We start from the raw sequence: 12,775 nt of genomic DNA on the forward strand, positions 1-12,775 counted from the left end.
CCATGACCAGCGCGCTGCCCAACCCCATGACCGGCCGTCCGACCAGCCGCAAAGCCCTCGTCCGGCGTCCCAGCCCCCGCCTCGCCGACGGGCTCGTCACCCATATCGACCGCACCCCGGTCGACCCCGCGCTGGCCCTGCGGCAGTGGGAGGTCTACGTCGTGGCGCTGCGCGCGCACGGCTGGGAGACGGTCGAGCTGCCCGCGCTGGACGACTGCCCGGACGGGGTGTTCGTCGAGGACACCATGGTCGTCCACCGGAACGTCGCGGTGATCGGCCGCCCCGGAGCCGAGTCCCGCAGGCCCGAGACCGCGACCGTCGAGGAGGCCGTGACCGGTCTCGGCTGCTCGCTGAACCGGATCCGCGAGCCGGGGACGCTGGACGGCGGGGACGTCCTGAAGATCGGCGACACCATCTACGTGGGACGCGGCGGACGTACCAACGGCGACGGCATCCGCCAGCTGCGCGCCGCGCTGGAGCCGCTGGGCGCGCGGGTGGTGGCCGTACCGGTCAGCAAGGTGCTCCACCTGAAGTCGGCGGTCACCGCGCTGCCGGACGGCACCGTCATCGGCTACCCGCCCCTCGTCGACGACCCGGCCGCGTTCCCCCGTTTCCTCCCCGTCCCCGAGGAGTCCGGCGCCCATGTGGTGCTGCTCGGCGGCGGCAAGCTGCTGATGGCGGCGAGCGCACCGCGCAGCGCCGAGCTGTTCGCCGACCTCGGCTATGAGCCGGTGCCGGTGGACATCAGCGAGTTCGAGAAGATGGAGGGCTGTGTGACCTGCCTGTCCGTACGGCTGCGGGAGCTGTACGGCTGACATGCGGCTGCGGGGGCCGTACGGCTGACATACGGCCCGCGGCTGTACGGCTGACGTACGGCTGGGGGCGGGACGGCTGAGGAGCCGGGCAGCCCCCTTCGCCGCACCTCCCTCGCCGTACCCCCCCCCGCCGTACCCCCTTCGGCGTACGGCGGCTCAGAGATACAGCCCCGCGTTCGACTCCGCCGACTGTGACGGCACGGCGGGCGGCCGGGTGCCGCGCCGCAGCGCGTACAGCTCCGCGAGCGTCGCCCCGTCCCGCCCGATGACACCTTCCCGGTCGTCGACCTCCCCGCCGAGCCAGCTCACCGCCTCCGGCCGGGTCAGCTTGCCGACCTCGATCCGGGCCAGACACCGGCCGGGCCGGACCACCGCCGGATGCAGCCGCTCCAGGTCCTCGTTGGTGGTCACTCCGACCAGCACATTGCGGCCCTGGCCGAGCAGACCGTCCGTCAGGTTCAGCAGCCGGGACAGGGCCTGGCCCGCGGTGTGCTTGGCCTCGCCGCGGATCAGCTCGTCGCAGTCCTCCAGGAGCAGCAGCCGCCAGCGTCCCTTGGCCGTGCCGTCGTCCTCGCCGATCGCGATGTCCATCAGATAGCCCACGTCGGTGAACAGCCGCTCCGGGTCCAGGACGCAGTCCACCTGGCACCAGTCCCGCCAGGAGCGGGCCAGGGTGCGCAGCGCCGAGGTCTTGCCGGTGCCGGGCGGGCCGTGCAGCAGCAGGAGGCGGCCGGCGATGTCGTCCGGGGTGACCTTCATCAGCCCGTCCATGGCCTCGGCCACCGGCGCGGTGTAGTTGCCGCGGATCTCCTCCCAGGTCCCGGCCGAGATCTGCCGCGTGGTGCGGTGCGGGCCGCGCCGCGGCGAGACGTACCAGAATCCCATCGCCACGTTCTCCGGCTGCGGCTCCGGTTCGTCCTCCGCGCCGTCCACGGCCTGGTGCAGCACCTTCTCGGCCAGGGCGTCGTCGACGGCGGTCACGGTCACGTCCGCCCCCCGGTTCCACCGGGAGATCAGCAGGGTCCAGCCGTCGCCCTCGGCGAGCGTCGCGCTGCGGTCGTCGTCACGGGCCGCGCGCAGCACGGTCGCGGACGGCGGCAGCAGCGTGGCGCCCGACCTCACCCGGTCGACGGAGTGACTGCGGGCGTACGGCTGCTCGCCGGTCGCGAAGCGCCCCAGGAAGAGCGCGTCGACGACGTCCGACGGCGAATCGCTGTCATCGACGTTCAGCCGGATGGGAAGGGACTTTTCGGCGGGTGTCGTAGGCAGGGTCTGCCTCCTGAGAACGGGGGGCCTGGTGCGTCGGTCAGCGCACCCGCCCCCATGATCCAGGACGGAGGGCGAGGGCGCACCAAGGTTTGTCGCCGTTTACCGAGCTGTTCCACGGAAGCCCACCGGAATGGGGGCGTTCACGGATTTTCTTACCCGTTGTGGTGCGCTAGGGTCCTTCCGGCTGAGATCCGCCAAAAGGGTCATTGTGGCCACCTGCTCCAGCCGACCCGGCGGGGACGATGGGCGGCGCGGACCGGAGTCGGCGCGGCCACCGGCCGCCCGCCCGCGTACAGCACCGACAACAGCCCCTTGGTAGGAGGCGGCGCACCTCTCCCGCGTCCCGGCCCAGTTTGCGTTCCTTGGCCGGCGTGGTGCGGGTGAACTTCGGCGACCGATCGCGCAGCCCGGCCAGATACGCCTCATAGCCGCACTCCACATCGATCACGGGGGAGGGGAAGGAGCCACGGGCCCCACCCCGAGCCGGGTCCGCTGAAAGGGGAAGAACGCCACCGGCTCCCCCTCCTCCCGGACCACCGCCATCCGCACCCCGCGTCTGCAGCGGCCGACCGCCGGCGTGAACTCCGGTGACAGAAAGGGGTTCGCCGGCTCCGGCGCGCCCAGCAGACGCCCCTGTGACTGCGTGGCCGTCCACACCGCCCGGTCGGCCGCCGTCAGCTCGCCGGGGCGATACACGCCGATGTCCACGTTGTTTCAGTCCGTTGTTTCAGTGCTGACTTCGTGTCATACGTCGCCGCCGTGCGAGGCGGGTGAGCAGCGTCGGCACCAGGATCAGCAGGCTCACGGCCCCCACCGCCGCCACGCCGCCGCGCGCCGACCACGTCCGCAGCGCCAGCATCGCCTCCGCCACCAGCAGATCCAGCACGAGCGCGCCCGCCACCGCCAGCACCGGGCGGGTCAGCGCGTCCAGTCCGCGCAGCGTGCTGCCTATGGCCAGTGCGGGCGCCGCGAGCAGGAAGAACAGCGTGAACGGTGCCCGCAGCGGTGAGTGGACCGGCCAGCGCGAGTGCCGCGCCGAGGCCCGCGCGTATCGAAAGATTTTTGCCAACTACCCGCATAGATCGGCCGTTTGCGCGGGATGACATATCCATGTCACACCGCCGAAACCGATCCCGGGCGGCGTGACTGACGGTTTCGAACGTGATTGCCCCTATGTCGGGCCATCACGCCTCATATCGGCACAGCAGTGATCCTGCTAGGGAGTTCGAATGAAACTGTCCAGACTCACGGCGACGATGGGTGCGTTCGTCGTCGGTGCCGTCCTCGTCCTCACCGGGGCCGGCACGGCCCAGGCCACCGAGAACAGCGCGGGCCCCGCCTATGTGGCGCTGGGCGACTCCTACTCATCCGGCGTCGGCGCGGGCAGCTACGACGGCGCCAGCGGCAACTGCAAGCGCAGCACCAAGGCGTACCCCGCGCTCTGGGCCGCCTCGCACGCCCCCTCGAGCTTCAACTTCACCGCCTGCTCCGGCGCCAAGACCGGCGATGTGCTGAACAACCAGCTCGGCCCGCTGAACTCCGGCACCGGCCTCGTCTCCATCTCCATCGGCGGCAATGACGCGGGCTTCGCCGACATCATGATGACCTGCGTGCTGCAGTCCGAGTCCACCTGCATCAACGCGGTCAACAGCGCCAAGAACTTCGTCCAGAACACCCTGCCCGGCAAGCTGGACCAGGTCTACAACGCCATCAGCGCCAAAGCCCCCTCCGCGCATGTCGTCGTCCTCGGCTACCCGCGGTTCTACAAGCTCAGCGGCTCCTGCATCGTGGGCCTCAGCGAGGCCGAGCGCGCCGCGATCAACAGCGGCGCCGATGTCCTCAACTCCGTCACCGCCAAGCGCGCCGCCGACCACGGCTTCAGTTTCGGCGACGTCACCGCGACCTTCACCGGGCATGAGATCTGCTCCGGCAGCGCCTGGTTGAACAGCGTCACCATCCCCATCGACGAGTCCTACCACCCCACCGCCGCCGGCCAGTCCGGTGGCTACCTCCCGGTCTTCAGCTCGGCCGCCTGACCCGCGCCTGCCACCACGCGCAGGGGAGGAGGCCCCGTCCGCCGGGGCCTCCTCGCAGCTCCCTCCGCCGTGGCGGGCACCCGGTCTCGCCGCACCTGTGGCCCTTACGGGGCGGTCGGTGCGGATCTTGCCGCCTGCGGCGGGCTGCTCCCCTGCCCGCCCCTTCCCTCAACTGGGGCTCCGCCCCAGACCCCGGAGTCCAGGGGCGGAGCCCTGCCACGCCGTGGAGTCGCGTGTCGATGCTGCGGGATGGGCGAAGGCCCGGTCCGGGGTCTGGAGCGGAGCCCTGCCACGTGGCGGAGCCGCAAAATCGATGCTTTCCCCTCCCCGCCCCTTCCCGATACCAAGGGCTCCGCCCCTGGGCCCCAGGGGTTTGGGGCGGAGCTTGCTCACCCGTGGGGCCCAGGGGCGGAGCCTGGATTTCCGGGGTCCAGGGGTGAAGCCCCACCGCGCGGCGGAGCCGCATATCGATGCTGCCGGGAAGGGCGGGGGGAGCGGCCCGCCGTGGGCGGCGCGGTTCGTCGGACGGCCTAGCCGCCGTTGTTCAGCAGGGCCCAGGCCAGCCCGCCCAGCGCCAGTACGGCCAGCAGCGTCCCGGCCACCAACGCCGCCACCGCGGCCCGCTGCCGCCGGGGTGGCGGTGGCTCATGGGCGGGCCCCGTCGGACCGTCCGGGGCCGGGGGATGCGTGGGCGTCGCACCGGGCTCAGGTAACCGGCCCAGGGGCTCCGTCTCCGCCGTGGCGGCAGGGCCGAAGGCGTTCGAGGACGACACCGAGCCGCCCGCCGGTGTGCCTCCCGCGGCCACCAGCCGCAGCAGCCGCTCCGCCTCCGCCGCCGCAAGCCGCCGCCGCGGATCCTTGTGCAGCAGCCCCTCCAGAACGGAGGTGAGCGGTCCGGCCCGGCGCGGCTCGGGCAGCGACTCGTCCACCACGGCGCGCAGTGTGCTCAGCGGGGTGTCCTGGCGGAACGGCGAGAGCCCCTCCACCGCCGCGTACAGCAGCACGCCCAGCGACCACATATCCGCCTCCGGGCCCGGCGACCGCCCCAGGGCGCGCTCCGGGGCGAGGAACTCCGGGGAGCCCACCAGCTCCCCGGTCAGCGTCAGCGCCGCATCGCCCTCCACCACCGCGATCCCGAAGTCGGTGAGCACCACCCGGCCGTCGTTGGCCATCAGCACATTGCCCGGTTTGACGTCCCGGTGCAGCACGCCCACCGCGTGCGCGGCCCGCAGCGCGGCCAGCACCTCCGCGCCGACGCGCGCGGCCCGTGCGGGCGGCAGCGGCCCCTCGGCGTCGAGCACATCGGCCAGCGACAGCCCGCGCACCAGCTCCATCACGATCCACGGGCGGCCCTCCATGGCCACGTCGTAGACGGCGACCACATTGCGGTGCGACACCCGCGCCGCCGCCCGGCCCTCGCGCTCCATCCGCGCGTACAGCCGGTCGATGTCGCGGTCCCCGAGCCCGGCCGGGGCGCGCACCTCCTTGATGGCGACCTCGCGGCCCAGCGCCTCGTCGTACGCGCGCCACACCACGCCCATGCCGCCCCGGCCCAACTCGCCCAGCAGGCGGTAACGGCCGCCGCCCACCCGCTCGCCCTGCCGCCCGACACCCTCTTCGCTCATGGCCGAGCCCCTCCCCCTCAACCGAGCAATTCGGGCTGAATGTACCTCAACCGAGCGTGGTTGCCGCCCCCCTCAGCACCAATCCGCATCCCAGCGCGAGGACGATGGCGGCGGTTCCGACGGGCGAGGCGCGGCGTACCGCCCCCAGCAGCCGGTCGATCCGGCCCCCGGACCCCTTGCGCGCCGCCAGCCGCTCCGTGGCCCGCACACCCAGGCGCACCGCGGTGAACCCCGCCAGCGTGAGCGTCAGCGCCAGCCCGAGCCCGTACGCCACCACCAGGACGAAGCCGAACCACGCCTGGCCCAGCGCGGCCGCGCCGACGAGCACGATGACGGCGGAGGGACTGGGCACCATGCCCCCGGCGAAGCCGAGCAGCAGTGTGCCGCGCAGGGTGGGGCGCACCTCGTGGGTGTGGGTGTGACCGTCGCCGTGGTCGTGGGTGTGCGTCTGCGCTTGGTCGTGGCCGTGTGCATGCGCATGGTCGTGGCCGTGGCCGTGTGCGTGCGCATGGCCGTGTTCGTGGTCGTGGGCGTGATCGTGGCTGTGGTGGTGGGCGTGCATATGCCGACGGCGGCGCAGCGCCTTGCGGAGCAGCCCCGCCCCGGCCACCGCCACCAGCACACCGCTCGCGATGCCCAGCCACGAGATCACCGAGGGGGCGGCCGCCGAACCCGCCGTGACCAGCAGCCCCAACGCGAACACCCCCAAGGTGTGGGTGACTGTCACCGACGCGCCCAGCGCCAGTACGTCGCGCAGCGCGCTGCGCCCGCCCGCCGCGGCGGCCGCCGCCATCATCGTCTTGCCGTGGCCGGGGGCCAGGGCGTGCATCGCGCCCAGCAGAACGGCCGTGGCGAAGGCCGTAAGGGCGAAGCCGAAGGTGATGTCATGGCGCGCGACCATCGAGGTGAGCGCCTGTGTCCACCGGTCCACCCCGCGCGGCAGCACCGACGAGCCCACCGCGTCCTCCCGGTCGGACTCCGCCGCGCTCGCGAGCGCGGGGCCGCCCGCCTCGACCTTGAGCGCGGCCGACCGCTGATCGGACGGCGAGGAGAGCTGCCCCGCCGGGTAGCGGACCAGCCGGTGGGAGGCGGAGGTCTTGGGGACGTTGGCATCGGTGAGCGTCATACGGTCGCCCTGTGCCGTCACCTCCCGCCAGCCGGGGCCCGTACCGATGTCGCGCGGGCGATAGGCGACCGTCGCCCGTTCGCCGTCGCCCAGCGCGGCCGTGAGGCGGCACTCCACCCGCAGCGTCGGCAGCCCGGCCTGGCCGGGGCGCTGACGGGCCTGCGCGCGCCCGGCGCGTACGGGCACCTCGCGCCCGTCGACCGTCAGCCGCGCCCCCTCCGCCGCGTCGGCGCACCGCCGCGCCGCCCACGCGCCCAACTCCCGCCCGGACAGCGCGTCGTCGCCGTCGCGGTCGATCTCCGGCTTCGCCTGGGCGGCGGGGATCTCGGCGAGGTCCTCGACATGGTCGACCCGCAGCGTCCCGGGGGTGACCACGAGCCCGTCGTAACGGTTGACGGTGAAGTTCCCGAGCGGATGCGCCTCGGCACTCCCGGCGGGCAGCACCACCATCGCCACGGCCCCCACCAGCACCCCGAAGGCCGCCATCCGCCTACGGATGCGCCGCCCGGGGTTCCGGGTTTCGCCGACGGGGATTCGGGGGCGGGGAGCCCGGGACTGGCCCCCGGCTAGGGATGGGGCCGCGAGCCACCAACGGATGCGCTGCCCGGGGTTCTGGGTTTCGTCGCTGCGGCTTGGGTGGCGGAGCCCTTGGCGGGGGGTCGGGGGCTGGTCCCCGGTTCGGGGAGGGGCGGGGTGGGGGATCGTCATCGGGCGGCCTCCAGCTCCTTCAGTGCCGCCTTCGCCGCTCGCGCGCCCGTGGGGGAGAAGCCCGGGTTGAGGCCGAGCGCGGCCTTCAGGTGGCGGCGCGCCGATCCGTCGTCGCCCAGGGACTTCTCGATGACGCCCCGGTGGTAGAGGAACGCCGCGTTGCGGTACCCCGGTTCGGCGGCGTCCTTGGCGTACTCCAGGGCCTCCTCGTCCTTGCCGTTGCGGTGCAGGGCCCAGGCCAGGGCGTCGGCGGTGTGTACGGTCCGCCGTCGGTCCCACTCGGCGCGGGCCGCCTTCAGCGCCTCCTTCACATCGCCGTGGTCGGCCGCGACCAGCGCGCTGTCCAGGTCGGTCGCCACCCCGTTGGCCCGTGCGAGCGCGATCCAGGTGTCGACCACCGAGTACTGCCCGCGCGCCTTGGAGCGGTCGCCTCGCGCCTCGTACGCCTCGCCCAGGGCCGCGAGCTCGGCGGGCAGCGGATAGCGCCGTACGACCGCCTCCAGGTCGCGGATCCCCGCCTTCTGGCGGCCGTCCGCGACCGATGTGCGGCCCTGGCCCTCCAGCGCCGGGAGATAGCCGGGGACGGCGCGTAGCGCGGTGCCGTACGCGCGCCGCGCGGTGTCGTACTCTCCCTGGTTCCAGGCCAGTTGGCCGAGCGCCGTCGACACATAGGCGATATCGCTGGGCGAGGTGGCGGAGTCCTGGGCGCGCAGCAGCACCCGGCGCGCCCCGGTCGGGTCGCCGCGCAGTTCGTGGACGTAGGCGAGGCGGGTGAAGACGGGGATGCCGGGGCGCAGGGAGTCGGCCTTCTTCGCGGCCGTGTACGCGTCCTTGTAGCGGCCCAGTTCGACGAGGGCGTCCACCCGGACGGCCAGCGCCCCCTGGCTGTAGGAGTTCACCTTCAGCGCCTTGTCGGCGTCGCGCAGCGCGCCCCGGAAGTCATGGCGGGCGGCGGCGAGCGAGGCGCGCCCGGCGAGCGCCACGTCGTTGTCGCGCGGCTCGAGGGTCAGGGACCGGGCGAACGCCTTGTCCGCCTGCGGATAGCGGGTGGGGTCGCCGCTGGTCCTGGCCTGTTCGACATAGGCCGAGCCGAGACCGGCCCAGCTCTCCGCGTCCTTCGGCTCACCGCGCAGATGGGTCTGCATCGCGTCGATCTGCCGGGCGAGGCCGTCGCCGCTGAGCTGCTCGTACCGCGCGGCGGCCGGGTGCACCGCGCGGGCGGCGTCCTGGCCGCCGGACCCGCCCGGCCCGTCCGAGGCGTCGATCACGATCGAGGCGGCGGTCAGCCCGGCCGCGAGCGCGAACACCACGGCCGCGGTCCGGGCCGTAGGGGGGAGGGATGGCCGAAGAGCCATGGTGACAGCTGCCTTTCGCGATGAGCACGAACGCATGGAACGGACGGGCGGACGAAAGAGATGAAAGAGATGGAAGGGACGGAGGAGGCGGAAGGGACGGAGGAGAGGAAAGAGATGGAGGAGAGGGAAGAGACGGAAGAGGCGTGGGTGCGGGGCGCGGCCGCCGCGCGGGTTTCGGCGGGGCCGCGCCCGGTGGTACGGGCCCGACGCACCCGTGGTTCAGTGCCGACGCACGCGCGGACCCCGCCGGCGCGACCGCATCCAGAGGAATCCGAGGCCCAGCAGCAACACGGCCCCGCCACCGGCCGCCGCGGACCCGGCCAGCAGCATGTTGTCGTCGGAGGAGGAGCCGACGCCCGAGCCGCCGTTCAGCAGCGACTGCCCGGCGCTCTTCGAGACGGCCTTGGCGTCCGAACCGGAACTGGGCAGCGCCAGATACGGGAAGGAGCCGCCGAACTTCTGGTCGTTCTCGTCCACCGCGTCGCCCAGGTCGTTCTTCTTGCCGAGCAGCTCGCCCTCCATGGCCTGGAGCGCGATGTCCAGGACGTCGTCGGAGAGCCTGCGGCCGTTGGGGAAGCCCGCGTTGTCACCGTCCAGGACGCCCAGCCGCTTGGGGCTGCCGTTGGGTTCGATGGAGGTGTTGAGCCGGAGCTCCTCGGCCGGCCGGACGTTCGGTGGCTGGTTGAGCTTGGGCACACCGGTGAGGAACGCCTGCACGAGGTCGTCGCGCGGGGTGTCCGGCGCCTTGATCTTGTAGATCTGCTCGACCAGCTTGGGGAGTTCGGGGTCCTGGACGGACTTCAGGAACTGCCCGTCGTCCCACGGCGCGGAGGCGTTGAACTTGTCCTTGTCCTTGCGCGGGATGACCACCTCGTTGACCAGTGGGCTGCCGAGCCGGGAGACCTGGGTCCAGTCGCCGTCGGCGGTCTGGCGGTGGGTGGTGGCCCAGACGCCGATCACCGGCTGGTCCTTGGACTCGGTCAGCGCCGACGTCGGCACCTGGAGGGCCATCGACTGGACGTTGTAGCCCTTGAGGGTGTCATTGCCGACCTCGGACATGTCGCCGCCGTACAGCAGGTCGAAGACGCGCAGATCGAGGAAGAACGGGTCGTCGGCCTGACCGGCGAAGGCGGTCGAGCCCCCGCTGTAGCCGATCTTCTGCACCGACTGGTCGCGGAGCTTGGAGTAGTCCGGCATGGACGCCTTGCCGACGTTCGACGGCGCGACCGGCAGATCGCTGCCCAGCTTGGCGCGGGCGACGGCCTTCTGATGCTTCAGCTTGATGACTTCGAGGTCGTATGTCTGGGTGAAGTTGAGGGTGGCGTCCTCGAGCGAGTTCACCGGACCGGTGTTGTAGAGGAACGTGTCGCCGTTCTTGAGGTGGTCCTTGAAGGTCCACCGGAAGAGCAGATCGCCCTGGCCGTCGCCGTCGTTGTCGACGTGCAGGTCGTAGCGGGCGTCATGGGCGAACTTGTAGAAGTTGGGGCCGCCCGCGGGGTCCTGGAACGGCAGCACATTCACGACCATGGTGGTCGTGTCCGGCTTGTCCGGGCTGACGAACGCGTAGACGTCCGTGGCGTCGTACTGCGGCTGACCGGAGATCAGCGGCGCCTCGCGGTGGCTCGAGGCCTGCGCCGTCCCGGGCTGCAGTACGGCCACTCCGGCGGCCGTGAGCCCGCCGGCGGCCAGTGCGCAGCTGACCAGCGTGGCCAAGCTCTTGGTGATTGCGGTCATCCTGTAGGTCCTTCGCACGCTTGTTGGAGCAGTCCTTCATGCGGCTATTCGGACCCGGCGAACGAATGGATTGGTCGGCCCGGGAATTTGTTTGCGCGTGATAGGTATCGTCAACACCCTTGACGCGGTGGTGAATCCGGAACCTGGGATGCGTGGGTGACGGCTCGGGGAGGTAGGGTTACTCTGCCCGGGGCGGGTGCCCTCGTACGGGTGGGGAGTGTCATGGAGCAGATAACGGTACGGAGCAGGCCACGAGTGCCTGCGATCAACTGCGGAAGCGGTGCGTCCAGTGCGCGCCTCGAGCGCCATCTCGCGGTGATGGGCGGCCCTGCCGTCCCGCAGCGGGAGGCGGAGAGCGCGGCGGTGCTGATGCAGGAGCTGACCGCGCGCGATCACGCGCGCGTGAAGAACAGCCGGAGTGCGCGGGTGTCGCTGTTCGCGCCGTTGCGCCGGTTGCGCCGTTCGCTGTTCGGCAACCACGGCTGACCCGGCCGGCCCGTAGGCGTCTTCGTCGTCATCCCGGGCAGGCACGGGGTCAACCGGTTCGCTCCAGCCGGTGAGTCCGTGCTGTGATCCGCCCCACGTCGCTGTCGTCGTGGGATGCCGACGAGAGGCCACGGCCGGTCGCGCGGCCCGTGTTCCGAGGATTCGGGCTCAGAGGACTCAGAGGGCTCTCAGAGGGCTCAGAGCAGGGCGAACTGCCCCTCCGGGCCCTCCTCGTGGTGGTCCAGTACGGACGCCGGGCGCCGGGCCGCGCCGGGCACCGGCAGCACCCCCGCCCCCCGCAGCTCCGCCGCGTCGATCAGCGCGCCGTCCGCCACCCGGTCGGCGAGGGCCCGCAGCTCCGGGCGCAGCTCGGCGAGCAGCGCCAGCACGGTGATCAGCTCCAGCAGCTCAGAGGTCCAGGCGGACGGCCAGCCCGCCGGGCCGACCGCCTCCAGCGTGCCCGGTTCATGTGATGTGGTGCGCTGCTCGAACCAGGTCTCCAGCACCCGCACCCCGCCCGCCTGGAAGTCCCATGCGGCCTTGGGGACGGGGGAGATACGGCCCTCGCCCAGCAGCAGGGCCGCCTCGTCCGGGTCGTAGTCCAGGGAGCCCGGCAGCCCGCTCGACGGAAGCGCGGCCCGCACATAGGGGCGCCGGCCACCCGGCATGCGCGGGCGTTCACCACTGTGCGCCCCGCGCGTATGGAGCCACAGCGCACGGCGGCCCAGCTCCACGCCCGACTCCCACAGCACCGGATCGGCGGTCAAGGGTACGGCGCATGGCGCGCCGCGCGCCGTGGCGGCGGTCCACGCCAGGAAGTCCTCGGCGGTCACCGGGCGGCCGAGTCGCGCGGTGAGATGGTCCAGCAGTCCGGGCGCGAGATTGGGCTCCTGCCCGCCGGGGCGGCGGTAGAGCGGACGGATCCGGCCGGGGCGGCCCGCGGGGGAGTGGCCGTCCGGCAGCAGCGCGGAGAAGGTGAGCACCGGGTCCGGGTCCGGTCCCGCGGCCTCGACGACATGGATCTGCCGGTCGTCCGCCACTCGCCACAGCTCGGGGCGGGCGGCGTCGATCAGCCGGTGATCCGGTATCAGCCACTGCTGGTCGAAGGGCCCGTGCGCGATCCGCACCGGCTCGGGGCACGGCCCGTCCTCGCGCGCCAGCCGGGCCGTGGAGGTGGCCTGGCCGGGCAGTTGCGGTACGGAGCTGTGCGGTGTACGGGCGCGGGTCGGCCGGAACAGCGCGGCCCGCGCCGCCTCGTCCTCGGCCCGGGTCAGCCGCTCCCAGCGCGCCCCGAGCGAGGCCGCGTCCGGTCCCATGACCCAGGCCCGCCCGAGCCGTAGCGGCCCCACGGCCCACGGCATCAGGTCCCCCAGCGGCGGCGCCTCACGTTCTCCCACGCCTGGCATGCTATCGATGCCGCCCCTTCCGCCAGGGGCCTGCCCGACGTCGCTCGGTGGCTCCGGCCGACGTGGCCACGGCACCTGGGGCTGTGCGGCCCGGCTGGTCTTTCCCCTCCCCGCCCCTCCCCGAAACTGGGGCTCCGCCCCAGACCCCGGGGCTCCGCCCCAGACCCCCGGGCTCCGCCCCAGACCCCGGGGCTCCGCCCCAGACCCCCGGGCTC

9 protein-coding genes and 2 pseudogenes are annotated in these 12,775 nt (G+C 72.8%); 3 read left to right on the forward strand and 8 right to left on the reverse strand.

Annotated elements, in window-relative coordinates; genetic code table 11:
* Positions 1 to 26: 26 nt before the first annotated feature.
* Positions 27 to 815: a dimethylargininase gene (gene ddaH, locus JK364_RS26455; protein ID WP_201853975.1), complete on the forward strand. Its 789-nt coding sequence runs from the start codon at positions 27 to 29 to the stop codon at positions 813 to 815.
* Between the two features lie 156 nt (positions 816 to 971).
* On the opposite strand, the gene JK364_RS26460 is transcribed toward ddaH, so the two are convergent.
* The 3 genes and pseudogenes from JK364_RS26460 to JK364_RS26470 form a co-directional block, all read right to left on the reverse strand.
* Positions 972 to 2,084, reverse strand: coding sequence for a DUF5925 domain-containing protein (locus JK364_RS26460; protein WP_201853976.1), 1,113 nt, complete (start codon positions 2,082 to 2,084; stop codon positions 972 to 974).
* 325 nt (positions 2,085 to 2,409) lie between these two features.
* Positions 2,410 to 2,792 (reverse strand): annotated as a pseudogene (locus JK364_RS26465) (GNAT family N-acetyltransferase); the annotation flags it as partial.
* Between the two features lie 19 nt (positions 2,793 to 2,811).
* Positions 2,812 to 3,153 (reverse strand): hypothetical protein, encoded by a 342-nt coding sequence (locus tag JK364_RS26470; RefSeq protein WP_230992530.1) that lies wholly within the window; start codon positions 3,151 to 3,153, stop codon positions 2,812 to 2,814.
* Between the two features lie 160 nt (positions 3,154 to 3,313).
* Between JK364_RS26470 and JK364_RS26475 the strand changes: the two genes are divergently transcribed.
* Positions 3,314 to 4,120 carry an SGNH/GDSL hydrolase family protein gene (locus tag JK364_RS26475; protein WP_201853788.1) on the forward strand — a complete coding sequence of 269 codons (807 nt, stop codon included), beginning with the start codon at positions 3,314 to 3,316 and terminating at the stop codon, positions 4,118 to 4,120.
* A 533-nt stretch (positions 4,121 to 4,653) separates the two neighbouring features.
* Here JK364_RS26475 and JK364_RS26480 read toward each other — a convergent pair.
* From JK364_RS26480 to JK364_RS26495, 4 genes and pseudogenes are all read right to left on the reverse strand, one after another.
* Positions 4,654 to 5,745: pseudogene (locus JK364_RS26480) on the reverse strand (serine/threonine-protein kinase); the annotation flags it as partial.
* A 46-nt stretch (positions 5,746 to 5,791) separates the two neighbouring features.
* Positions 5,792 to 7,357 carry a HoxN/HupN/NixA family nickel/cobalt transporter gene (locus tag JK364_RS26485; protein WP_201853790.1) on the reverse strand — a complete coding sequence of 522 codons (1,566 nt, stop codon included), beginning with the start codon at positions 7,355 to 7,357 and terminating at the stop codon, positions 5,792 to 5,794.
* Between the two features lie 218 nt (positions 7,358 to 7,575).
* On the reverse strand, positions 7,576 to 8,934 hold the full coding sequence (locus JK364_RS26490; RefSeq protein ID WP_201853791.1) for a tetratricopeptide repeat protein: 1,359 nt from the start codon (positions 8,932 to 8,934) through the stop codon (positions 7,576 to 7,578).
* A gap of 219 nt (positions 8,935 to 9,153) precedes the next feature.
* Complete coding sequence (locus JK364_RS26495) at positions 9,154 to 10,668, reverse strand: DUF4331 domain-containing protein (protein WP_201853792.1); 1,515 nt, start codon at positions 10,666 to 10,668, stop codon at positions 9,154 to 9,156.
* Between the two features lie 222 nt (positions 10,669 to 10,890).
* On the opposite strand from JK364_RS26495, the gene JK364_RS26500 reads away from it, so the two are divergent.
* Positions 10,891 to 11,154, forward strand: a complete 264-nt coding sequence (locus JK364_RS26500; protein ID WP_201853793.1) for a hypothetical protein — start codon at positions 10,891 to 10,893, stop codon at positions 11,152 to 11,154.
* Between the two features lie 197 nt (positions 11,155 to 11,351).
* Here JK364_RS26500 and JK364_RS26505 read toward each other — a convergent pair whose 3' ends face one another.
* Positions 11,352 to 12,560, reverse strand: coding sequence for a type ISP restriction/modification enzyme (locus tag JK364_RS26505; protein WP_201853794.1), 1,209 nt, complete (start codon positions 12,558 to 12,560; stop codon positions 11,352 to 11,354).
* Positions 12,561 to 12,775 lie beyond the last annotated feature (215 nt).

The organism is Streptomyces endocoffeicus (genome assembly GCF_016741935.1).
Taxonomy (GTDB): domain Bacteria; phylum Actinomycetota; class Actinomycetes; order Streptomycetales; family Streptomycetaceae; genus Streptomyces; species Streptomyces endocoffeicus.